At 46.9% G+C, this 24,537-nt stretch carries 15 protein-coding genes, 1 tRNA gene and 1 riboswitch; of the genes, 1 reads left to right on the forward strand and 15 read right to left on the reverse strand.

All coding sequences use genetic code 11. The annotated features are described in order from the left end of the window. Positions 1-262: 262 nt before the first annotated feature. From ACR1R9_RS16815 to ACR1R9_RS16865, 11 genes are all read right to left on the reverse strand, one after another. Positions 263-1,795 (reverse strand): response regulator transcription factor, encoded by a 1,533-nt coding sequence (locus ACR1R9_RS16815; protein ID WP_433923142.1) that lies wholly within the window; start codon positions 1,793-1,795, stop codon positions 263-265. Between the two features lie 100 nt (positions 1,796-1,895). Next, on the reverse strand, positions 1,896-4,226 hold the full coding sequence (locus ACR1R9_RS16820) for a glycoside hydrolase family 95 protein (protein ID WP_076289386.1): 2,331 nt from the start codon (positions 4,224-4,226) through the stop codon (positions 1,896-1,898). Positions 4,227-4,378: 152 nt separating this feature from the next. Continuing rightward, entirely contained in the window at positions 4,379-6,436 is a 2,058-nt protein-coding gene (locus ACR1R9_RS16825) for an alpha-galactosidase (RefSeq protein ID WP_076289385.1), read from the reverse strand. 128 nt (positions 6,437-6,564) lie between these two features. Then, positions 6,565-8,940, reverse strand: a complete 2,376-nt coding sequence (locus tag ACR1R9_RS16830) for a glycoside hydrolase family 95 protein (protein WP_076289384.1) — start codon at positions 8,938-8,940, stop codon at positions 6,565-6,567. Between the two features lie 22 nt (positions 8,941-8,962). After that, positions 8,963-10,690 carry a right-handed parallel beta-helix repeat-containing protein gene (locus ACR1R9_RS16835; protein WP_433923141.1) on the reverse strand — a complete coding sequence of 576 codons (1,728 nt, stop codon included), beginning with the start codon at positions 10,688-10,690 and terminating at the stop codon, positions 8,963-8,965. A 104-nt stretch (positions 10,691-10,794) separates the two neighbouring features. Further along, positions 10,795-12,435, reverse strand: a complete 1,641-nt coding sequence (locus ACR1R9_RS16840; protein ID WP_433923140.1) for an extracellular solute-binding protein — start codon at positions 12,433-12,435, stop codon at positions 10,795-10,797. Positions 12,436-12,532: 97 nt separating this feature from the next. Continuing rightward, positions 12,533-13,432: a carbohydrate ABC transporter permease gene (locus ACR1R9_RS16845; RefSeq protein ID WP_076289382.1), complete on the reverse strand. Its 900-nt coding sequence runs from the start codon at positions 13,430-13,432 to the stop codon at positions 12,533-12,535. Positions 13,433-13,447: 15 nt separating this feature from the next. Then, on the reverse strand, positions 13,448-14,332 hold the full coding sequence (locus tag ACR1R9_RS16850) for an ABC transporter permease (protein WP_143805411.1): 885 nt from the start codon (positions 14,330-14,332) through the stop codon (positions 13,448-13,450). A 326-nt stretch (positions 14,333-14,658) separates the two neighbouring features. Next, a complete protein-coding gene (locus tag ACR1R9_RS16855) occupies positions 14,659-16,869 on the reverse strand; it encodes a helix-turn-helix domain-containing protein (RefSeq protein ID WP_099853518.1) in 2,211 nt (736 codons plus the stop codon). 370 nt (positions 16,870-17,239) lie between these two features. Further along, positions 17,240-21,178 (reverse strand): X2-like carbohydrate binding domain-containing protein, encoded by a 3,939-nt coding sequence (locus tag ACR1R9_RS16860; RefSeq protein ID WP_433923139.1) that lies wholly within the window; start codon positions 21,176-21,178, stop codon positions 17,240-17,242. A 331-nt stretch (positions 21,179-21,509) separates the two neighbouring features. After that, positions 21,510-21,593, reverse strand: a tRNA-Leu gene (locus ACR1R9_RS16865). 423 nt (positions 21,594-22,016) lie between these two features. Continuing rightward, positions 22,017-22,148: riboswitch (cyclic di-AMP (ydaO/yuaA leader) on the forward strand. Positions 22,149-22,153: 5 nt separating this feature from the next. Here ACR1R9_RS16865 and ACR1R9_RS16870 point away from each other — a divergent pair. Continuing rightward, positions 22,154-22,618 (forward strand): C40 family peptidase, encoded by a 465-nt coding sequence (locus ACR1R9_RS16870; RefSeq protein WP_076289380.1) that lies wholly within the window; start codon positions 22,154-22,156, stop codon positions 22,616-22,618. Between the two features lie 115 nt (positions 22,619-22,733). On the opposite strand, the gene ACR1R9_RS16875 is transcribed toward ACR1R9_RS16870, so the two are convergent. The 4 genes from ACR1R9_RS16875 to ACR1R9_RS16890 all read right to left on the reverse strand — a co-directional run bounded on the left by ACR1R9_RS16875 (position 22,734) and on the right by ACR1R9_RS16890 (position 24,531). Next, on the reverse strand, positions 22,734-23,063 hold the full coding sequence (locus tag ACR1R9_RS16875) for a carboxymuconolactone decarboxylase family protein (protein ID WP_062322073.1): 330 nt from the start codon (positions 23,061-23,063) through the stop codon (positions 22,734-22,736). Between the two features lie 117 nt (positions 23,064-23,180). Then, positions 23,181-23,399 (reverse strand): hypothetical protein, encoded by a 219-nt coding sequence (locus ACR1R9_RS16880; RefSeq protein ID WP_076289379.1) that lies wholly within the window; start codon positions 23,397-23,399, stop codon positions 23,181-23,183. A gap of 122 nt (positions 23,400-23,521) precedes the next feature. Continuing rightward, positions 23,522-23,851: a hypothetical protein gene (locus ACR1R9_RS16885; protein ID WP_024629266.1), complete on the reverse strand. Its 330-nt coding sequence runs from the start codon at positions 23,849-23,851 to the stop codon at positions 23,522-23,524. Between the two features lie 98 nt (positions 23,852-23,949). Beyond that, positions 23,950-24,531, reverse strand: coding sequence for a xanthine phosphoribosyltransferase (locus ACR1R9_RS16890; RefSeq protein WP_063564778.1), 582 nt, complete (start codon positions 24,529-24,531; stop codon positions 23,950-23,952). Positions 24,532-24,537 lie beyond the last annotated feature (6 nt).

Here is a 24,537-nt window from a genome sequence, read left to right on the forward strand (position 1 = left end):
ATATGCCTATCCTGCGGTGGTTCACAGCCTTTATCTGTAATCGCTTTCATAAAAATCTGTTAAATCCCCTCTCTCCTCCTTCCTTTCCTATATGCCTAATTGTAAAAAGGAGGAGGGGGATGTTCCATACCACAATGTTACTATTCATACAGGAAAGCCTCTTTCATTTGCCATATCATGGGTTAGTAAGAGGGAGCCTATCCAAATCATGTTCAAGGAAAACAGGAGGATCAACATCATCATTACCAAACAGCCTGTATCGTCATATACTTTTCCTGTATTCGTTGGGTGTTACGCCCTGTGTCTTCAAGAAAAGAGAAATAAAATAGGATGTACTTTCATAGCCCACGTTCTGCGCGATATCGTGAATCTTGAGCGAGCCATCTGCCAGCAGTTCCCTGGCTTTATCCAGTCTGATGCGTGTCAGATAATCATGAATGGTCACTCCTGTTTTTTCTTTAAAAATGGATCTCAAATAGTTCGGTGACAAATAGACCTGATCAGACAGGCTGTTGATGGTAATTGGCTGATTGTAATTCTGATCGATGAGGGTACGGACCTTGTGAATCAATTTTGCATTTTTGTCCATAAACCGCTCACCTAGCATACTCACGGCATCTTCCGCAGTACCGAGAATCAGATCTTCGATCTCATGCAGAGTCAGTGCATTATAGATGGAGTGATATAGCTCAGCCCGCTTCGGAACAGGTTTGTGAAGCTGCTCCAGCAGCTCATTAACGAGATCTATCGACCAGTCGCAGATGATTTTCTTCTTGACTCGCAATGTTGCCAATCCCTCAATATACCCGTGCAGCTTCTGTGCGGCCCATTCAAAATCCAGTCGGTTAATAGCCTCAAACCATTCCTTTTGTTCAAAAGGGGGCATATGCTCCGTATAAAATTGGTTCGAAAGCGTCTCAGCATGAATTATCGTGCCTGTACCTTCATAGAAACGCTCGTTCAAGATGGTTCGCGTCTGTTCGTACAGACAGTGAATATAGGCTAACTCGGTCTCTTGTCCGCCTACAGCTGCCGTTACCGTAAAATCCAGAGCACTACGAATAGCCTCCGCCAAGTCTTCCCACGCATAATGTCCCGGCTGCTGGGCCGCTTCCATAAATACACCGGTCTCTCCTTCCTTGTAATCCACAAAGATCGCTTTCAGGTTCTTCGCTTTGAAGAAATGATCGAGAAAAGACACCAGCCGAGCTGTACATTCCTCCAGACTTTGCTGTTCCTCTTCAGCCTCCTTGGGATCGATACTGAACAAGGCCATTGCATATCGGGTGGTCTCCGATTGTCGGTTTAGACGGCTGAAACTAAAAGCGAGATCAAGAGCACGATCCTCATTTTTTTCGTAAGATAACTCCTTCAGGATATTGGCTTTGGCCGCCTCCATGGAACGGTTCTTCATTGCAACTTCTTCACAACGCTGTTTAACTTTACTGATAACGCTTTCAATTTCATTTAAATCCAAAGGTTTTAGCATATATCCCACGGCCCCTACGTTGATAGCCGATTTTACATATTGAAATTCATCGTGCCCGGTCAGAAACATCACTTGGATCGAGTCGTAGCTATCATGTATCTTTCTCGCCAGATCAATACCGTTCATTATCGGCATCTGAACATCGGTAAGAACGATATCAGGCTGGGTGGCCTCGATCTTCTCCAAGGCCTCCCTGCCGTTACTCGCCGTTCCCATGATATAGATACCCATCTCTTCCCAACGGATATAATCTCTCATCATCTCAAGTCCCAGTTCTTCATCGTCTACCAAAAAAATACTGTACATCAACGTCCCCTCCCTTTGTCTCTGTCTATCTCTATTATATGTTTTTCCCCCCGTGGGACCATGGTCCATATAAATGAAAGTTATTTTCAAGTATAGATCGTTATTTTACCAACTCCAGCTCACTATTGAAATAGTAACTTTCGCCTGCTTCGGCATGAAGGATCGTTCTTTGGTTGCCCCAACAAATGGTGAACGTTCCCGGCGAGAACGTGTGGATGTTCGTAGAGGTCGGCTTTCCATTCTCCCAGACGATGTCAATTTCGGCATTTCCTTTTGCTCTCAGCCCGGTTATCGAGCCGGTGCTCCATGCCTGTGGCAGCGCTGGGAGAAGGTGAATCTCGCCCGCATAACTTTGCAGCAGCATCTCTGCTAAGACAGCTGTACCGCCGAAATTCCCATCAACGACGAAAATATTACTCTCTGCTCCAGCAATTCCGGATTTGGAATAGGTGAACAGATTATCGAAGCACAGGCCGCCGATCAAATGTGAGAGGTGTTTATATGCCGTCTCTCCATCGTGCAATCTCGCAAAACCCAGTCCAAACAAAGCAGCTGTAAATTCAACATCCTCCAGCTCTTCCTGGACCATGCGGTTCTCCAGCGTTACTCGTGCTGCCGCACTGAGTTCCGGTGTATGGTCAGGTGTAATCTGATTGTCCGGATACAGCGCATACATATGAGACAAATGCCGATGTTCCGGCTGCACCTCTTCATAATCTTCCAGCCACTCCTGTAACTGGCCTTTCTTGCCGATCTGTAGAGGTGGAAGCTTGCTGATTGCTTCTTCCAGCTTGCGTCCGAGTTCCTCGTCTTTATTCAAAAGTTCAACTGAATGAAGACAAAATTCGAAGAGCCTGCGCACCAGCATCTGGTCCATTGTTGTTCCCATAGACAGCTGCTGTGCCGTCTCTCTCGAATTATCGGGATAAAAATGATTCTCCGGCGAATTAGAAGGACCCGTCACCAGCCAACCGTTCCGAGGATGCTCACACATGTAGTCCAGATAGAAGGCCGCGGATTCCTTAAGTACAGGATAGGCCACATTCTCTAGGAAAACACGATCCTGACTATACTCATAATGCTCAATCAGGTGCGTAGCCAGCCATAATCCGCCTGTAACGTTCAGCCCCCATGAGGTCTCCCACCCAGGCAACGTAAAGCCCCATACATTAGAGAAGACATGAGCGACCCATCCTTCGCATCCATATACATTACGAGCCGTTTCCCTGCCCGCCTGTGCAAGGTCCTCAACATACCGAAATAACGGAAGATGGCTCTCTCCAAGATTCGTAATTTCTGTGGGGTAATAATTCATCTGGGTATTCATATCAAGGTGATAATCACAGCTCCAGCCCATTCGGCACGCTTCACCATCATTCCAAATTCCTTGGAGATGGAGTGGCAGTGGAGAGTTCTCGCGAGAGCCCGCAATAGTCAGATACCGGCCATATTGAAAAAACAATGCAAACAACTGCGGATCTTCATTCCCCTCACCCTGTTCCAACAAACGAATGCGTTGGTCTGTAGCCAGACCGGATTTCCCCTTGTGCCCCAACTGAATATCTACCTTGTCATATTGATCACCGTAATCACGGATATGATCCTCCCTCAGCAAGGCATAACCCTTCTCTAACGCCTTCATAAGCGTAGACTCGTTCTCTGTTTCCCACTCCTGATCTGTACGGCGATAATCTGTGCTCACACTAAAATAAATCCATGCCTCATCCGCTCCGGTCACAGTCAATCGATCATCTCTACTTGCGACAGTCCCTCCGGATATAACCAACTTGACCAAACCCTTGGCCCATACGCCGCAAGTCCCATCACTATGTACATTTTCCGTTGCCTGTCCTTGGAATTCAAGCGTGTTGTCATCTAAGGCTACAACCTTGAATGATTCCGTGCCTGCCTGCAAGCCAAGTGTAAAGGATACTCCACCCGGGGCATCGCTCCAAATTCGGGAGGCCACTATATCATCGGCGTGAGAAGCGAAAACTTCACGAAGAATCGTGATGTCATCATCCTTCCAGAACGCTCCGGCCAGCGCATGAGTCAGATCCAGCTCACGTTGGAAGCTTCCAATTTCATCAGAACTCGAATTCTTCTTCCCAAAATCAATAACAACATCACATAATCCAAGATGGGTGCCGAAATTACGCTTCTTTGGCTGCAAATGTTGTTTGGCAAGTCGATCTCCTTCATCATAATCGCCGGAGAAGAAATAGCTGCGCATCTCTTCCAGTGTAGCCTTGCCTCCTTCGGAAGGATGCTCCGGGTCAATCCGACCCGACCAGAAGGTAACCTCGCTCATACTCCATACCTCACGATGCGATGACGCCATAACAACTGCCCCTATTCTTCCATTGCCCAGCGGCAGGCCTTGAGACCAATCCGCTGCAGGGGTTGAATACCACAAAGTAAAATCGTTCATATCATGTCCTCCAGTCCAATAATGATTATTTTTGAAATAGACTCATTCCCAAAATAGACAAACGCGCGATCTGTAAGATACAAAAGCGCGCGTTTGACTTTGTTTTTATATCCTAAAAACGATCACAGCTCTGGGTTGTCTTTTCGCCCAGGTCAGTTTCCCTTCACGGTCAATCTAAAGATTTTGGATTCCGCCGGTTCCAGTGATACCGTAAGCTCTCCAGACGTTTCCCCTTGTGAGCCTTCCCACAGATCCTGCAAGAGGTATACGGCATTGGTGTTTAGTCCGGCCCGCTCCAGCGAGATGGATTTAACCGCAGCTTGTTCAGCATCAAAATTGAAGACAGCGAGATAGAAACTCTTCTCTTCCGGCGATTCAAGGACAAACACATCAGAAGATAGTTTCCCAAAATCACCTTCAACTGGACGGAAGGTTTTGCCCATACGAGCAACGTTCAAAATATCCTTGTTGCCAAGCCACTCTCTTGCTCGTTCGGCAGCTTCCTCTTTACGGAAGTCATCTCCGAGTAGAAGCACCGTCCCGGCAATGACTGAAGCAGTCAGACGGCTACGTCCTTCATGCCAGCCGGTAGCTTCCTGGTTAAAGCTCTTGTATAACACCGAATGATCCGGATCATTGTAGCGATAGAGCGTATTGCTCATCCACCAACCGTGTGTCAGCGAGTTCAGCATATATTCCGTATCCGCAAGTGTACCGAAGACATCACAGGAAATACGGCGGCTGTGGGCAAAGGCATATGGAAATAATGGAGCGATGGACAAGTTTATGAAAAATGGCCGTCCGATTACTTCTGGTGAGATCTTATGCTGCAAATAAGACATGCCATAGTGATAAGCCGCTATCCCTGTTGTAATATCCGAATTGTGGTGCTGTCCTTCCAACGAGCCATGTGCCAAGAAATCCAGTTTGATATATTCGAAACCTTCCGCGATGAATTTATCCGTGAACCAATCGATTCTTTGCAGGTTGCCAGGATGTGTCGGGTCTATCGCCAGACCACCGTCTACATCTGGCAGAATTTCGCCCTCACTGTCACGCAGCAGGATATCTGCATAGGTGTATTTGCCGTTCGTTCCTTCAACCGCCTGACCGAACTGATCTGGCCCTCCCCAGAAGGCAAATGGGGTCCAGTACGTTCCCGCTCTATGTCCATTTTGCCGCACCCGGTCCAGCGCGCTCTTCATCTCTTCCGGCGTAAAATTGTCCCAGAAAGCATCAAAGTTGATGTATAACGTTTCCTCATTCTCGAATCCAAGCGGCTGTACTTCATTTTTCAGAAAATCGCTGGTCGCTGTATACAGATCATAGTCCAGATCACTCATGGCCGCGGACCAGCTGTTCCATCCGATCGGAACACCGCCCTCCCAAGGTAATTGAGCCTCAATCCAGGCATTCGCCTGACCGTAGGCTTCAAGACCGTCACGGTAGTCTTCATAGAACCCGACGAATACCAATGGGGATTCAACTCTTTTTCCCTTCACATAACCATGAGGCTGGGAATCGCGAGTCAGTTCACTCACGGCACCGCCATACAGATCAAGTCCCTCGATATGTCCGCTTTTTTCGCTTTGCATACGAATCCCTGTTTTCCATACCTTATGCGTAAGGGAACCCATCACAATTCCCCGGCGGCTGTCGGGCGCAAACAAGGCTGTCGCCTCGTAACTCTCCACATCAAGCGGTGGCTTAACAACCGTATATCTGACCCATTTATCGTTGTCAAACGGAACACGCAGAATGCTTGGTTCATCCTGGCCGGATTCTCCACCGATAGATATGGTTTTGGATTGGATGACAGCCATGCGATTCGCCTTAAGCTCTTCATCACCGACTATAGCGGTCTGCACCAGTACATACGGTGAGGATTCATACATATAGAAATGCTGCTCCAGTTGCGGCAGCAACGAAGCTTTATGCAGAACGACCAAGCGGATGCCTTTTCCAAATCCTTCTCGAACAATATCTTCCTGTGCCGTCAGCTCATGGTTCTGATAATGATCCGTGCTGTATTCCCGGCCCTGCCAGCGAAAAGCACTACGAATGCCCTTCACATGGGAAGAATGGTTGCCGATGAAGGACACTTCACCATTTTCAAGATTGATCTCCAGGCTCACGTGGCCATTTGTAACGCTTACAAGATTAACATTCTGTTGCTGCACTTGTACGGCTGTATCGCTAGTTAGCATCATATGCCTCCTTATTGTTGCATGCTGTGCCCTGAGCGGAGCTGATTATGCTCTCCTGCCCAAGTCTGCCCTCATTATAAAGACCGAATAGAGCATTTTCCATGCAACGATCTTCCGATCCATAACGCGATTTAACTCAACTTAATCTTGTAGGTACGTCCTGCAGATGTAGGGAAACTTATGATATTTGAATCGGTGTCCTCCGTTTTAACCACGCTACCGTCAAGCGTTACCACAATTGGGTCTTCACTTCTAAGCACACAGTCCCGGCCCAGGTGTGAAGTGATGTGCGCTTCTGCAAGTTTTCCGTTGTCCCATCGAATGCTGATCTCAAATCCGCCTCGGGCACGCAGGCCGGAAACATTGCCCTGCTGCCAAGCATCCGGCAATGCAGGTAGAAGTTCCATATAAGGACGGTGAGATTGCAGCAGCATCTCGGCTATCCCGGCAGAGGCCGCGAAGTTGCCGTCGATCTGAAACGGAGGATGTGCGCCCAGAAGATTCGGATATACACCGCCATGGTTATATTGTTCCGACGCTCCATCTCTGACCAGACGCAGCATGTTGGAGAGCAGATGCAGGGAACGATTTCCTTCCCCGAAACGACTCCAAAGCGCAACACGCCATCCCAGGCTCCAACCCGTGCTTTCGTCTCCCCGCCGCTCAAGGGAGGTTCTGGCGGCGACAAACAACTCTGGTGTCTCTTCGTCCGAAAGCTGTCGACCCGGATAAACGCCTACCAGATGCGAGGTATGCCGGTGGTAAATGTCTTCATCCTCATAGTCCTTCGACCACTCCTGCAATTGGCCATATTTCCCGACTTGCAGCGGCAGAAGACGATCGCGAATGCTCACCAGTTCTTTTCTGAAATCCGGGTCTGTTCCAAGTATTTCGGAGGCTTCAATACAGTTAGTGAACAACTCCCAGATTAATGAGATATCCATCGTTGAACCCGGACTGACCGCTGCTACGCCTTCCGCTGTCCGGAATTTATGCTCCGGCGAAGTCGAAGGTGAGGTCACAAGGTTACCGCTACCATCGTCAATGAGCCAGTCCAGTGCGAACAGCGCAGCTTCCTTCATCACTGGATAAGCTGAATTTCGCAAATACGTCTCATCTCCGCTGAAGGCATAATGCTCCCATAAATGCTGGGTCAGCCAAATACCTCCCATCGGCCAGAAGGCCCAGCTTGGATCACCGTCACCATAATTGCCCACTGGTGCCGTCTGTCCCCAGATATCCGTGTTATGATGCGTGGTCCAGCCGCGAGTGCCATAGTTGACCTGTGCGGTCTCAACGCCCTTCTTCGCCAAATTGCTGATCAAGTCCAGCAAGGGCTCATGGCATTCAGCCAGATTGCATATTTCAGCCGGCCAATAGTTCATCTCAGTATTAATATTGAGCGTGTAATTGCTGCTCCAGGGAGGACGAGTTACTGCATTCCATATGCCCTGAAGATTTGCAGCCTGCGTTCCAGGACGGGAGCTTGAGATCAGCAAGTAACGCCCATAATGAAAGAGAAGCTCCACAAGCCCTGGATCCTCCGCCCCATAGGTTGTAATCCGCTGTTCAGTGGACATCTGCTCCGGAGCAGGTGAATTTCCAAGCTGAAGCTTCACCCGATCGAATAGCAAACGGTAATCCGCAATATGTGAGTCAAGCAGGCTGTCATATGGCTTGGCTACCGCCTCATTCAGAAATGAACTTGCAGTGAAGGAAGCATCTTTTCCCTCGATTCCCGGAATGGCATCCATACCATTAAAACTTGTAGCCGCACTGAAATAAAAGGTTGCCGTTGTCGCACCCAATACATGAATTCCACTGCCATCTACCGTTACCTGTCCGTCCTCTGTCTTCACCGCTAGCTGGCCTTCAAAGACCATGCCCTTGTTATTTCCGGGATCACCGTATCGGATCGGCTCATCGCTCGCAACGTAGCTGGGATCGACATGCTCCGGGGCTATTCCTTCCAGAACAAAGCGGCCTTCCCTAACACTAATCGCATGCCGAAGCGGGCTATCCAGTGACGCATGTACATTCAGCGCACCTTCCGCACTTGCAGCCAGCCGCAGTACAAGTACCTGATCAGGATGCGACGCAAACATTTCACGGGTATAGATAACATGGCCAATCTGATATTCAAGGCTGTGCACTGCATTTTCTACATCCAGCGTCCGCTTGTAAGAATGGTGGATGTCCCCGTGTTCAAAGCGCAGGAGTAAATTCCCGAAAGGAAGATAGGACTGGGTGTACGGACCCAACATCTCTTTGGTCAGCGTGTCTGCTTCCGTATAACGTTCCTCCTGTAACAGCTTGCGAACCTTTGGTAGAGCGTCCTTTGCGCCAGGATTACTGCCGTTCTTCGGATAACCGGACCACAGTGTGTCCTCATTCAAGCTGATTTTCTCCTGCTCCACCCCACCAAAAATCATGCCGCCAAGACGGCCATTACCTATGGGAAGCCCTTCCGTCCATACATGTGCAGGTTTGTCATATTGAAGTTTCATGTGCACTCTCCCTCATGATTTCTCAATTTCTAGTCTGTTCCTCTGGAACATTAGTGAACGTATTATCCGCAATGTCAACCTCGCTGCAGGCGGTTGCATAGACTGCTTCTTCAACGCAAGATGACTTTCCTGTCTCGCTGGAGGAATATATTTTATTCGATTTGAAAACCAACCCACAAGTGGACTTGGCCCTTAGAATCGGGACATCACTACAAGTTTCGAAATGGTTATTCTGGATAACGACCTGTCGGTGAACGGGAGCGCTCTCATCAACCACCACATTCTCCGGGGATATGAATATCACGGGATGATCACTGCCGCCACATTCAATAAAATGGTTATCGGAGATCGTCACATCCTCTACCCTTCCTGACTCATACCAGGACTCGGCATCCACCGCAATCAAAATAGCGTTCATGGACATGCGTTCAAACGTATTCCCGGTAATCAGCACTTTCCGACGAGTCGTTACGAGTATTCCTCGTGTTGGCACTCGAGCAAAATGATTATTTGTAATTTCCACTTCTGGTGTCCAGGTTACATTCTCAATGACATCATGGCTGCCAATACCATCAGGTATTGGATGAGCAAGAGTCAGCAAGAGCTCACGAGCACTTAAACGCTCTACCGCAACCACATTGTTAGAAGCGTAGGTCGTCAACGAACCGGAACGGACAAATTCGATCTCATCACCAGGATAAAAGGCCGGAAGCCCATACGTCTGGGGATGCATGAATCGAACTTTCACGCGATCCACCGCCGGCTGATCTACAATTCGTAAATAGGTACCGTGGACATTGACAGGATCATCATGCGAACCGGAAAAATAGCTGTCTCTTACGGCTACCTTACCTCTGCAGCTGGAGATGTGCAGAAAATCCGCAAAACCGGCAACTGTACGTTCTGTTTCGGTGCGGGGAGCCAGGTTCATCCTTGAGAAAGTCAGATTTGTGCTGAACTGTCCAACAACACCGAGTCCGTGCAGGAAATGCAGACTCACGTCTCTCCACGTTATATCCGAGCATTCGGTCATAAAAGCTCCAACTTGATCACGAATGCCATCGCGGTTTTGTAGTACATGACCAGGGACCACATCAGGTTGAAAATCAAAATGCAAACGGATGGTCATGGGCTCAAGTTCTTCCACAGATTGGGCCAACTCCAACCAATTGTCGATTCGCCAGGTTGTATTCCGCAATGGATCATAGGTTTGCATAGGACCTTCCGCAAAACTCCAGCCTTCACCGAGCCAGGTTAGCCTGTTGTCCCGAATGTGATAACGGGAATCGGGGTGAACCCGCCCATCGAAATAATGCCTTCCGCTGGAGATAATCGTCATCTCCGTCACTGTCGGCTGGTGATAGTCTGTACGCAGGTTGCGAATCTCTACATTGGTGCAATTATCCAACAAAAACAGGGTCTGTTTGCCGTGGAAAATAAACAGGGAGCCGTTGCCCTCCAGTGTTACATCATTCATTCCTTTAAGCAAAATGGCAATGGTCTTGGTTATGTCCGGGTTCTCTTCTTCACTCGTTGTATTGGAGATATAATAAGCAGCCCGAATCGCCTCTTCCGGGTAGAAATGATACCTGCCTCTCGCACAGTCCAGCACCACCGGACCAGGGATTTCAGCCGCCGCCTGAATGGCACGAGCCATAGCTGGCTGGGTGTCCAACTCAGAGTCTGGCACAGCGCCATAATCCGTCAGTCTTATCGTCGTGGAATTCGTGATATGTTCTTGTTCAGTCACAGGAATGCTGATCCCACCCTTCTTGGTATGTAACCTTCTGCCTAAATACAAGGAAAATCAGGTGCCGGTACATCATAGGCACCTGATTCCGATATCCCTGTTAATTACTTGCTTGTGTCATATGCTTTTTGCAAAATTTCCAGATAACGATCGAGCTTCAGGTTCTGTAAACCTTTCACATAAGCATCCCAGTCCTTATTCAAATCCTTGTTGCCTGTGATGAATTGTAATTCATTTTGCTCAATGTAGTTTCTAATATTGGTTTGCAGCAAGCTGGCTTCATCAATTTCATTTGGATCAATCCAGACGGACCAGATCGGGAACAACTCTTTGGGCTCATGCCCTTCGTACAACAGCGATGCATCATATAATCTGCGCTCATAACCATTGGATGCATAAATATCTGTGCCCTGTACGAATGTATCACGGTATTCTTTTGGCATATAGAAGTGAGCCATGCCGCTCCAGCCCGCATTACGTGGTGCCTCACCTTCAGCCATAGGGATTTGTTTCACTACAGGTTTAACGTCTTTACCCAGTGCCACATCACCATCCACCGGATCAGTCCAGTCAATCCCCTTCATACCGCTTGCACCGTTCGTTTGGCCTTCTGGTGTGAACATGTAGTCAACCATTTTGATCAGGGCAATCTGCGCTTCTTCACTTGCCTTGTTTGTGATTACAAATTTTGCTCCTGGAGATACACCCCCCGCATCATGCGTTGCATAGGACACACCCTGTGGTCCAGAAATCGGTGGCAGCGGGTTATAGTGCGCCGAACGAGTATTGCCTTCGTCAATGTTTACGAAGATCGCGGGATGCATAGCTGCACCGGCACCCAGAATTTCAGCGTCAGCATTCTCACCGATTTTCTTGAATGCTTCTGCGTTTTGTGTGAATGCACCAGGGTCAATAAGACCTGCATCATAGAGGGACTTGATGTAAGTCAATCCTTCTTTCCATTCAGGTGTAATTGCCGCAGATTGAACTTTTCCATTTTCCATTTGCAGATAGTTCCGGTCATCGTCATAGACAAATGCATTCATCAGGAAAGGAATAATTCGTACGCCAAACTCCTCTATGGAACCACTCAGCGGTACCTCATCTGCTTTGCCGTTTCCGTTCGGGTCCTGCGTTTTGAAAGCTTGCAGCACGTTTTTGAATTCTTCGGTCGTCTTTGGCATTTCCAGATTCAGCTTTTTCAGCCACTCGGTATTAATCCACATCTTGCTCGGATAGGAGCAGTGGAAACATTCTGTATACGCAACAAGTCCATAGATATTACCGTCAGGCGCTGTATTAAGCGTTTTCAAATTAGGGTTCTTCTCCATGGCCGCTTTGATGTTGGGAGCGTATTGATCAATGAGATCGTTCAAAGGAACGAGCACACCCTGCTTGCCATACTTCAGCAGATCTGCTTGAGAGAATTGGTCTATATAGTGGGTCAGCAGATAGGCATCGGGATAGTCGCCGCTTGCAAGTGAGATTTGGCGCTTTTCCTTGGCTCCATCCGATGGATTGATCTCCCAATTGAATTTGATATTGAATTTGTCTTCCACAAATGCTGTAAATTTATTGGTCGGAATATCAATGCTGGAATCCTGAACCGCGAACACGCTGATATTCACCTTGCCGCCCTCTTCCGAGCTCCCCTGTTGTGAGGTCGAGCTGCCATTGGAACACCCGCTCATGACAACTGTGAATGCCACTACCAGCATCAATAACGTTACCATACTTTTCTTCAAATCTGATCACTCCCTTTTTGTAGTTTACCAGTTGAGACGATGGTACCTTGCGTATGAACTGTCTATATCTTCTTTCTCCATACACCGAATCTAAGGATCAACCCTTAACGGAACCTACCAGCATCCCCTGTACAAAATGACGCTGTACAAATGGATAGATGACAAGTACAGGCAAAGTGGCGACCACAATTAACGAATATTTTAACAGTTCGGTAAGCTGCTGTCTTTCCACCATTTTCGCCACGTCCATGGCACCCGAACCGTTGTTTTGAATGATGATACTTCGCAAGATGAGTTGCAGCGGGAACAAGTCTGCCGATTTGAGATAGATCAGGGCATCAAAGTACGCATTCCACTGCCCCACAGCATACATGAGAACCAGCACGGCGATAATCGGCTTCGATAATGGGAGTACAACACTCCAGATGAACCGCATATCACTACAGCCGTCAATTTCACTGGCTTCCAGAAGCTCCCCCGGAATAGAAGATTGAAAGAACGAACGAGCAATAATAACCTGCCATACCCAGATTGCATTCGGGATCAGTAACGCCCAGCGGGTATCAATCAGATGAAGCTGCTTCACCACCATATAAGTCGGAATCAGCCCTCCACTGAAAATCATGGTGAAGGTGATGATCATCATCAGGGTGTTTCTGCCGAAAAAAGTTTTGCGTGACAACGGATAGGCGATCATGATGGTCAACGCTACACTGATCAGCGTACCAGCGGCCGTATAGAAAATGGAGTTACCGTAGCCGATGAGAATCTCAGGTGTATTAAATAATGCCTTGTAACCATTGAAGGAAATATCTACAGGCCATAGCCATACCCGGCCGGAAGTTACTGCTGCCGGACTGCTAATTGAACTGCTGACGATAAATATCAGGGGGTAAATAACCACCAGCGCCACGAGACTGAGCAAAATGTAGATTGTAATCAGAAACGTTTTGTCGACGGCGGACTCTTTAATCTTGGTTTGAACGTTTGCAGCCATAGGTGAACTCCTTTCCTACCAAATGCTATTCTTAGTAACTCTCTTCGCCAAACCATTCACCGTAACCAGTAAGACCAGATTGATCAGTGAGTTGAACAGCCCTACGGCAGTTGCAAAGCTATAGTTGGCATTCAACAGGCCGACTCGGTAGACATAAGTTGCAATGATTTCAGAATTAGCCAGATTGAGCGGATTTTGTAGCAGGTAGACTTTCTCAAAGCCAATCGCCATGACATTTCCGACATTCAGGATCAAAATAATGACAATGGTTGGCACCAGCCCTGGCAGATCCACGTGACGGATTTTTTGAAAACGCGAGGCCCCATCAACTTTGGCCGCTTCGTACAATGTGGGATCGATTCCGGCAAGTGCTGCCAAATAAATTACCGCACTGTAGCCCGCAGTCTGCCAAATGTCGGACCAGACGTAAATTGAGCGGAACATGCCTGGCTCACCCAGAAAATTCACGGAATCCAACCCAAAGAAGTTCATGGCGATGTTCACAAATCCAAGCCGTGGTGCCAGGAACAGCATGATCATGGATACCATCACGACTGTTGAGATGAAATAGGGTGCAAAGGATACGAGTTGGACGAATTTCTTGAACTTGGCTCCGCGCACCTCATTTATCATGAGTGCGAGCACAATCGGAATTGGAAATCCGGCCAACACTAAATAACCGCTAAGTAAAATGGTGTTCTTCACCAGGGTCCAAAATAATGGGTTCTCAAAGAACAGACGAAAGTTTTGAAAACCAACCCAATCACTTCCCCATATTCCCTTGATGACGTTATAGTCCTTAAAGGCAAGAACCGCATTGATCATCGGATAATACTTGAAGATGAGAAAAAATAGCAAGGGCGGAATCACCAGTAGATGTAACTGCCAGTGCTTCATCATTCTTTTGCGGGCATTGGTCAGAAAACCAGGTGCCTTCGGCTGTGTTGATGTCTTGTGATTTAATACGATTTCCTTCTCCAGAACAATCCCCCCTTACTAGCTGTCTGCGATGCGTAAATTTTGATAGCGCTTTCTTGATTCTGATCATAGTCGATTTTAATGTCCCATAAACAGGTACACCTGCGCCGTTAAACGTACAGTTATCCTGTTTTTGGGGGCACAAATCCGCAGTACGACAGCCATTTTTCCATTACGGGGGCGTATTCGTAAAAAAAGACCGTATTGTCCGGAACACGGACAACACAGCCTGTAGGTCTTCCTTTCATTTAATCGTCAACCGATTGTCTATACACACTGGGCGAAACGCCATTCAATCTCTTGAAGGCCCTCCTGAAGGAGTGAGAACTATTATAACCTACCCGTGACGCAATCTCATCCACTGTATAATTGCTCTCTTTTAACAAAATCACAGCCTGATCCATTCGGACTTTGATCAGGTGATCGGAGAAATTAACACCGGTAAACTCTTTGAATAATTGAGAAATGTATTTCTCGGGCCGCTCCACATGCTCTGCCACGCGATACAGAGTCAGCTCTGTATCGGAATACATTGTCGCAGTATATTCCTTAATCTGTTTGATGATTTGAATATGGGCATCCTTCTTCTTGTTTGCAATAACGGAGCACAGCTCTTCCATGATTTCATAAAACTCAGCTTTTATCGTTTCAAGCGGCTCCGAGGAACCAATATCAATGACACGCCGTTTCACATTCTCGATGGAGGCATATTCCGTAAACGCCTTTTGATCCAGCAACTTGAGAAAAGTCCCCTTCATTTCTCCAACAAGTTGATGCTTCATTTCCATGGACAACTCCCGCTGCTCCATGTTCTGCACGATGATTGCATCGACAATCCGTTTGGCCTCTTCAAGTTCTCCTGCACGAATCGTGCCAATCAGTCGCTGCTCCGAATCCAGCGGGTAATAATACGTTGTATTTTCGGTTTGGGCTTCATTGTTCCACATCATGCCTTTTTTGTTCATGTAAACTGCATACTCCAGCGCCTGATTGGCCTGATCAAAGGAAAGACTGACCTCTGTCAACGATGTGAAGAGATTTCCGAATCCTGACTGGATGGTGATCCTGTATTCATTAAACACATACTGTGCCAGATTCTCCATGATATGTGTGATATCTTCCTTTTCACGATCATTTCCGGAGTCAGTTTCCTTGGAAAAAAACAGGATGACCACTTTATCCGAGCCCATATCCGTCATCAGGACATCTACGCCCAGTTCAGCCAAAGCCTGCTTCAACAGAAGTCGGGAGGCATTCAATTCATTCAGGATCTCTACGCTGTCCATACTGGCATACCCCTTAATCTGGACAATTCCCGCATATCCCGTGCCTTGATACAAATTAATATCCGCCTGTTCGGCCGCGGAAAGAATCTCATCACGCGATTTGAATTCGCCGGAGATCAGCCGCTTCAGGAAGGCATCCCTGACCAGTGGGAGCTGGCGATTTAATTCGGATTCAAGCAGCTTGTTCTTGGTAAGCATATCAGCGATATTTCCACTCAAAAAGTCAAATTCATTTTTGGGAGCCGATTCATCCTTCCCAAACTGCTCTTTCATTACACTTAACAGTCGATTGATTGGAACGCTGTTGCGATAAGCCAGCACAAGTCCAACAATCAGTCCGATGAGCAGTGTGCCGCCTGTAATCAGCATCGTCATCCCCTTGATCCTGTTTGCATTCTCCATCAGGACATGACGGGGAATACCCGCCTGGTATACCCATCCGTTCTTATCGGATTTTGTAGTAATCACAAGATCATCCCCATAGAACTGGCTGACCCTACTTGGGTCAAAATGAGAGTCAGCGGCCATTCTTACCATCTCGGGCTCGGAGCTCCCTTGCAGCGCAATGGTATTGCCCTCCGCATCGCTGATATGAACCCAGCCACCGTATCGGTCATTCAGACTGGACAATGGACTAAGAATCATTTTCTCGTCAATAATTACAACGGCAACAGCCGGTGAAGAATCATTGAAGCTGTCCAGAGGCAATGACTGCATATATGTGATTACGGAAGTCTGCTTCCCCCTACTGACATAGGAACTAAGCGGTTTAATTTCACTCCGATGGGTCTTCCCCAACACGTCCTTCATCCATTCTTCCAACGAAAGATCGTTATAACGGAAATCAGCGTAATAGTGATTCGGTCTGTAAGAAGAGCCCGGGGTCAAAATTAGATTGTAATTCGCTAGATAAATATAATAATTTTGCAGAAAATCATTGGTCTGTCCAAAGGTCAACACATTCTCCATCGTTCTCCATATCCCATATACGTTGGTTTCGTTGTCCCTTTCATTCATAAGAACGTTCAATTCCTGATTGACCGCAAGCTGTCGGGTGAAGCCCTCCACTTCCGCCATGCGGCCCTCCAATATTTCCTGGCTTTTCTGAAGTTGGGTAACACTATTCTCAATGGAAATGGACTGTGTTACGGAGATGGACGTCAGATAAGACATATAACCGCCAATGCTGGGTATCACCAAAATGATCACGTAGGAAATTAAAAATTTACGAAAAACATTGGAATATTTAATGGGTAACCCTCCTCCCCCTCCTTGAGGTATTGGTAGCGTTATCAAAGATAATAATATTTTCCGGGTTAGTCAATTGTTTTATCTCATTCTTCAATCATGTTTCATTCGGGAATGAATAAAAGGCAACGATCAAAAGACGATTATCATTGCTTTTTTTAACATTTCCGAAGTTCTTTGGTTTGAGATGACGTGCGTCTCCAATAGTGTATTTTTTGTATAGTAAGCCTCCTTTTCCATAACTCCTTAACATTCAGAAAAAAGGGGCCGAGATGGCCCCCATTCCTAGTTCACATCATTTCTTCTTCGGTTCTTCCACCTCTGATCGGGCTTTTACAACCTGATCGACGGATGCTGCTTCAACATCACCAAAGGCCCAGTGTGTGGAAGGAACGTCCTTCCACTGTGGCTGCGAAACGTTCGTGAGCGGTGCTCTGCCCAAAGCTCTGTTGATTGCTACAACGGCTTCCGCTCTTGTCAGTAAAGCATTCGGTCGAAAAGTTCCATCTTTATAGCCTCTCAGAATGCCTGCGCTTTGCGCTTTCAAAATGGCTTCCTTGGCCCAGTGACTACCGATATCCGAGAATCCATCGCCTGAATTCTCGGAAGCCGGACCAAGAAGGGACACAAGAGTGGCCATCTCCGCACGAGTCAATGACTGATCTGGCTTAAACGTGCCATCCTTGTAGCCATTCATCAGCCCCATCTTGCTTACCTTAGCAATGGCGTCGGCTCCCCAATATTCAGATTTAACGTCACTGAATGCAACAGCAGATCCCGTGGCTTCTTTCTCAGATACCAATGCGAGTATGGTTGCCATCTCTGCACGGGTGAGCTTGTTATCTGGCTTGAACAAACCGCCCGGATATCCTTGAATATACGCCTTGTACGGAATATCCTGACCATCATCCGTTCCTGTTGTCCCGTCAGTAGTTCCGGATTCAGGAGTTGGCGTTGGCACAGAAGGGTCTGAAGGCTGGACGACTGGAGTCGATGGTCCGCCTGGATTGGATGGACCACCTGGATTCGACGGATTCGACGGATTGGACGGATTCGTTGGTTCTCCGTTTCCGTTTCCAGTAGGGACAGTAAATTTCAGTTGATCGACCAGCATAAGATCACCGGATTTCTTCACAACTTTGAGTGTATGCTGACCTTTTGCCAGTCCTGAGATGCTGTAAATCTCCTGCATCATTTGGCGACTCGGACTGTATGCGTTCACGGTTTGCTTCAGTTGTCCGTCGACATAAATATCTACTTCTCCCTGCTCCGGTCCAGTAGGTGTAATCAAGCTTATTCCGGTACCCTTGAAGGTGTACTCGAAGAAATCTCCATCCGCCGTCGTAGAATGTACGTCATTGAGATAATCACCGCCGAAGGAGAAACTGAGATTTAACGTTCCCACAGGCTGGGCAGCAAGATATGTTTTGCTCAGTGTAACGCGGTCGCCATTAACCGTATAATCAGTCCCTCGTGTCAGTTCATTGGAGCCGTTGGTAATGCCCTTAAAGCTTCCCGCCTGGATCAGCAGCGTGACATCAATGTCAGCCTGAGCAGAAGCTAATTTGTCAAAGCTCGCATTCACCGGATTAATCATATTCGGGAGCTCAACCTTGAGCATATCAAGCAGCATAAATCTACCCGATTTCTTGACGGCCTTCAGCGTGTGCTGCCCATCAGGCAAGCCCGATATGCTGTATAGATTCTGCTGTGCCAATCTTCCGTTGCGATACGCACTGACCGTTTCCTTGAATTGACCATCCACATAGATATCCATATCTCCCTGTGACTGGTCTACCTCCGTGAACAGTTGGATCCCTGTTCCTCTGAAGGTATATTCAAAAGAATCACCATTCGTCTCGGTATACTGTACATCATCCTTATAGTCGCCCATGCCTCTACCAGTACTGCGGGACCATGAGCCATTGTATTTAATTGCCGGATCGTCGTTATTGATCAGGACATAAAGAATGCCCGTTGTATCGCTAACTCGAACAGTAAGAGTTTGCGGATCACCAGCACTGAAATTGATAACGAAGTCTGTTGTTCCTACATGCAGTTGGGTGAGATATTCTTTTTTGATGTTCACTTGGTCATCGACCACCGTGTAGTCGTCTTCACTGAGCATTACTCCGTCATTTTCAATGCCAGTTAATGTATTTCCGTTCAATGTGAGCGTGACAGTAATGTCCTTCTGTTGTTCTGTTGCCTTGTCAAAGTCAGCAGAAGCCGGATTAATGGTGCTGTTCTGCTCTCCTGTAGGAATTTCCCTTGTTACTCTAAGCGCATCCAGCAGCATATACTGGCCTGATTTTTTGACGACTTTCAAGGTATGTGAACCGTTAGTCAACCCAGCAGCACTATACTGCACCTGTTGGGCTTCTCGTTCATCATCGGTATAAGCGCTAACCGTTTCAGGCGTTCCATTGTCGAGTGTGACTATCATGTCTCCCAGACCCTTGTCCTTCTCCGTCAGCAAATCAATACCTGTGCCCGTGAAGGTATATTCAAAATAATCGCCGTCATCCTCAGTAAAATGTACATCATCTTTGTAATCTCCGAAACCTCTGCTGCTATTTGGACTCCATGAACCGTTGTACTGAATATGGCTATCATCATCATTAATATAAACCACATCGGTAACAGCAGCCGCATCCATGGAAGCAGCATTTGCTACATTTTCTGTATTCGCGGTTGGGTCAACTTCAGCTTCCAAGTCAGCTCCTTGTTGCGTATTCATATTCGCTGGACCAGTGGTCGAGGAATCCGTAATAGCGATGCTCAGATCCTGTCTGCCATCGATTTGCTCCTTGCCCCCGTTCCGCTTCCAATCTCCACTATAGCGCATGCCCGTATCATCATCATTAACAGCTGATGTACCGCTTAATGCGGTTACCTTAAGCATCCGGGAAGCATGAGGTTCCAGTACGCCGCCACTGAATTCATGATTAAAATTCCCCAGTTCGGAATGGCTCCAGAGATCACGGACCGAAGCCGTACCTTCGAGGCCAATATCACTCCATTTCACTTTGACCTCGGCACTCCGATTGCCCAGATTGAACAGAGCTACATTGTACGTACCATCTCCGTTATTGGCATACCAAACCTGCTGTTTGGTGTCCATGGAAACCGGATGGGCTGGACGACCAGCCTGATTGACCGCAATGACTTCGTCATTCGTCAGCAGTTCCAGCCCATAGCTGTCCAGCCTGGTCAGATCATTACCTGTATAAAGCGGTGCTGAAGAGATTGCCCAGAACGTGGTAGCGGTCTTCCGCTCGTCCCTGGTCAGACCATCCATCGAGCCATTCCCGACATTCAGTGAATCGAAGTCGTTCCAGCCTCCGGGACCTGCATCCCGCCACCAGAGGGCAGCGATGGGGAACAAGCGGGAAATACTCGACCATTCGGTCAATCCCTTACTGCTGTCATAGGCTTCAACATCCCAGTCGATCCTCCAGCCGTTCGCATACTTTTTCCAGAAGTCCACGTAATTGTGGTCAAGCGCCCAGGAAAGCTCAAACCAGATGTTATTTCTGTCCAGGGCTTTGGACCAAGCCTCCACATCACCACGTGCATCGCGGCTCAGGTTATTAATTCCCGATCCTGGCGTCACACTATCGAATTTGACAAAATTGATACCCCACTCTCCAAGAAGATCCGCGATGGAGTCAATGTACTTCTGTGAGCAAGGGTTCGAAAAATCAATTTTGTACGTGTACGAATCCCAAGCATCCATAACAACGAGCGGTTTTACTGCAATATCTTGCATACGACATGCCCCGCCCGTTCCATACACCTCAAGATTTTTATCATAGGCTGTAATGGATAATCCCGGAATCAGATAGATTCCGATCTTCTGTCCATTATTATGGACATAATCGATGACCTCCTGAAATCCATTTGGATAAAGAACAGTACTCGGAATAGGACGGCCGTATTCATCTTCGTCACCGTTCCAGCCAGCATCAATATTAATGTATTCATATCCATGGGCTTGCAGCTTCTCGCGCATGGCATCCGATTGCTTCTTAATACTCTCGGCAGATGTCCAGTTACCCGCCCCGTCATATACTTGCATGCTGTAACTACTCCACCCCATATACGGCTTTTGGGCCAGACTCTTATCTGCTGCTTGTGCCACATTACCTGTCGTTCCCATAATTCCGAACTGAACTGCCGCAATCATGAACACCATGAAACACATTGCCATCCTTTTTCCGATTCGTTTCAAATTATCCCTACCCCCTCTGAATTTGGTCAATCAAATTCCTGTTGATAGCGCTTCCATACGAGAAGAGAATAGTGTATAGTGGATTTCCAGGATAGGTACAATTCGGTATTTTACGTACAATTCACCTGAAATATAGGGGCAAACCGTCGCAGAACAAACATATTTCCATTAATGGATAAATAAACAAATAAAAACTTCATCTTTGCTCAAATTAAGGGAATGGGTTGAAGACAACCAGGATGAGCCATCACTCTAATCCGTAAACAAAGAAAAAAGGTTCCTAGAGTGGCAGTAATGCCATTCTAGGAACCTTTTTTTGTATTACATATGATGCGGTCGAGAGGACTCGAACCTCCACGGGGGTTAGCCCACACGGACCTGAACCGTGCGCGTCTGCCAATTCCGCCACGACCGCGTATGTTGTATCTCCGAGAAATTACATCGCGGCGACAAGAAGTAATATATCATGTGCAGGTAATTAGTGTCAACAAAAAAATAATTCCTTATTTAATTTGTAAAGCTGTACTCATCCATCATTTCATGCAAAACAAAAAACTAAGGCCAATACAATTGATGATAAAAAACTGTCTAAATGAATTATATGTTGGAAGGCCAGTTCCGTACCAGGCATACCCACCTCCTCTTTAATGTTTAGGAAGCTGGAATCCTGCATTTGAAACAGTAGTTACTTTTTTGTCATCTATCAAAACTCAACCTTCGAGTTATTTCTACATAAATAGCGATAATTCCGTTAACATTGAGATGATAAGAAGTGTTCAAGAACGGTTTGACATTTTCGCATTTATGCAATATAGTTTCAAAAGGTTACAAAAACTTAATTATTCATTTGCCGAGTTTCATGTTTGAAAACGGGGGAACCATTTTGGGTGAATTATTCTTATACATAGGAAATATAGGGAACCTTCTACCGAACCCTTAGCTAACTCCGTAGGCATCGAAGGGAGAACAAAAATTTTGAAAAAGCTTATCATCTCCATTTTTGGAGCAGCAGTATTATTTACATCTGGTGCAGCAAGCACAGAGGCAAGCAGTATTAACACCGTCGTTAACAACATGACAGGCATACCTTACAAATGGGGTGGTACTACACTCGCCGGGTTTGATTGCTCTGGATTTATGAGATATATTTTCAACAAATATAGCATTGAATTACCACGCACTTCCCAGCAACAAGCTAAGGCCGGAACGCCGGTATCCAAAGCTAATCTGCGTACGGGTGACCTGGTATTCTTTAATACGATGGGCAGTGGCATTTCACATACAGGTGTATATATCGGGGGCGGACAGTTCGCTCATGCTTCAAGCAGCAAGGGTGTCAGCATCACTCAATTATCTAATCCTTACTTCAACGATCGTTACGTAACAGCACGCCGGGTAACAGGACAGTTTATGTATAACAAAATGCTGGGCAAAATATAAGTTAACACGAAAAGGCTTCGGTTATAACCGGAGCCTTTTCTTTGTCTATCTTTGTCTACATTAATATTGATTTTCTAGAGGTACACAAGGTCATCATCCGTCTTAACCAAAGCTTTTAATGTAAAGCCTTCTGTACTCTCATTGCACCCTGAGACAACGCATGGCCTCCGCCAACTGCTCCAGCCACAGCAACCGTCTCCATAATCTCCTGATCGGTTGCTCCTTTGGCACGCGCTTCTTCCACATGGTAAAACGTACATACCTCATTGTTTGCAAACAGTCCAATGCCCAGCGCAATCAGCTGTTTGGTCTTGGCATCAATCGCCCCTGCCTGAAAGCACTCTCCAGTGAACTCATGATAAGACTTCACCACAGCTGGCAGCACGTCGCTTAATTCACCAATCTGATCTTTATAGGCATGAACCTTATCATTCATCAGTGTCATGGTTACCGCACATCCTCTCGGCTGATATGTTACAAGCTCTCACTGTACCTATCTTCTCTCCCGAGAGGTGCAATTATGCCAAAACATCCATGGTAAATGAACCTAAAAACGCATGTCCTATTCTTCGAGCGGGCTCTTACGTGGTTCGCTGAACAACTGATACTGATAATTCCGATCAAGCTTAACCACACGACGATTCTGACGGCGAATGAGCACCTGCTCCCCGTCCCAGGCCACTACAATGCCTGTCACATCATTGGACTGAATCTCATCCCGTACTACCCTTACTTTTTCACCCGATAAACGCAGTGCATCCAATTCTGCATCACTGATCATATTTATGGCGCCTACTTTCCCAAAAAAATTATTTACAAAAAGAGACCTAAATGAAAAGTCATTTAGGTCTCACGTGACTGTATTGGACTGTCATGTCATTCGAAATATGTCCCGACTGAAAGTTACCGCTGCGCGTGCTCTTTGCTGTCGTTCTTCTCAAACCAAAAATCAAGCACTTTGGCGGACATCACACGTTCTTCAAGGTACTCCACTTGATGCGGTGTAAATTGTTCTTTCCAAGAGAAGGACAACTCTTCGCACAAGCCTACAATCGTCAGCAATTCTGACCAAGCAACGTAGCGTTTGTACCAGAAAAATTGAGGATGTTCAATCATATAGGGATAAAGGTCATCGAATTCCGTATGTTTACAATCCAGGGCACGCTCAAAATGTACTTTCGATTCCGCCAGCTTATCAATAAAAAATTGTTCTGTTGCCGGTTGGTTACCCATGGTGTTGCCTCCTCTCCCTAACATAACCCCATTATAAATGAAATCAGCGGTCATGCAAAGGCATTGTTATAAAAATAGGCACTTTTTCCTTTAAAAAGTCACAATTCGTTATCGTCGAATTGTACAGTGCCATCGTTCAGTGAACGAATGCGCACCAACGCTTCAACCGGGATACCCTGCTCACGAATGGTGCGCGCTCCGGCCTGGAAACATTTTTCGACCACGACACCGAATCCGACCAGTTCTGCACCCGAACGTTCGATAATTTTGATGACACCACGAGCGGCATCGCCATTTGCAATGATATCGTCAATAAACAAAATACGGTCATTCTCATGAATATATTCACGGGACACCATAATATCCGTTACGATCCCTTTGGTAAAAGAAGGTACTCTTTCACAGTAAGCGTCGGGGTCAGCCAAAAGTGTTTTTTTTCGCCGGGCAAATACCAGTGGAACACCCAGTTCATGTGCAGCAGCAAAAGCGACCGGAATCCCGGAAGACTCCACTGTAATGACCCGGGTTACACCACTTTCACGAAAACGAGCGGCAAATTCCCGTCCCATTTCCATCGTCAGTGCAGGGTCAATCTGGTGATTCAGCAGACCATCCAGCTTCAGCACCTGATCCGACATGACTACACCTTCTTGTAAAATTCGTTGTTTCAATACTTCCATAATTTG

Origin of the sequence: Paenibacillus taichungensis, from assembly GCF_050994985.1 — a bacterium.
Taxonomy (GTDB): domain Bacteria; phylum Bacillota; class Bacilli; order Paenibacillales; family Paenibacillaceae; genus Paenibacillus; species Paenibacillus taichungensis.

Excerpts from the sequence above, each read along its gene's own strand:
- ACR1R9_RS16815 (WP_433923142.1), bottom strand. The coding sequence starts at position 1,795 with ATGTACAGTATTTTTTTGGTAGACGATGAAGAACTGGGACTTGAGATG.
- ACR1R9_RS16855 (WP_099853518.1), bottom strand. The coding sequence starts at position 16,869 with ATGTCTTATCTGACGTCCATCTCCGTAACACAGTCCATTTCCATTGAG.
- ACR1R9_RS16830 (WP_076289384.1), bottom strand. The coding sequence starts at position 8,940 with ATGAAACTTCAATATGACAAACCTGCACATGTATGGACGGAAGGGCTT.
- ACR1R9_RS16880 (WP_076289379.1), bottom strand. The coding sequence starts at position 23,399 with ATGATCAGTGATGCAGAATTGGATGCACTGCGTTTATCGGGTGAAAAA.
- ACR1R9_RS16890 (WP_063564778.1), bottom strand. The coding sequence starts at position 24,531 with ATGGAAGTATTGAAACAACGAATTTTACAAGAAGGTGTAGTCATGTCG.
- ACR1R9_RS16845 (WP_076289382.1), bottom strand. The coding sequence starts at position 13,432 with ATGGCTGCAAACGTTCAAACCAAGATTAAAGAGTCCGCCGTCGACAAA.
- ACR1R9_RS16825 (WP_076289385.1), bottom strand. The coding sequence starts at position 6,436 with ATGATGCTAACTAGCGATACAGCCGTACAAGTGCAGCAACAGAATGTT.
- ACR1R9_RS16875 (WP_062322073.1), bottom strand. The coding sequence starts at position 23,063 with ATGACACTGATGAATGATAAGGTTCATGCCTATAAAGATCAGATTGGT.
- ACR1R9_RS16820 (WP_076289386.1), bottom strand. The coding sequence starts at position 4,226 with ATGAACGATTTTACTTTGTGGTATTCAACCCCTGCAGCGGATTGGTCT.
- ACR1R9_RS16850 (WP_143805411.1), bottom strand. The coding sequence starts at position 14,332 with ATGATGAAGCACTGGCAGTTACATCTACTGGTGATTCCGCCCTTGCTA.
- ACR1R9_RS16885 (WP_024629266.1), bottom strand. The coding sequence starts at position 23,851 with ATGGGTAACCAACCGGCAACAGAACAATTTTTTATTGATAAGCTGGCG.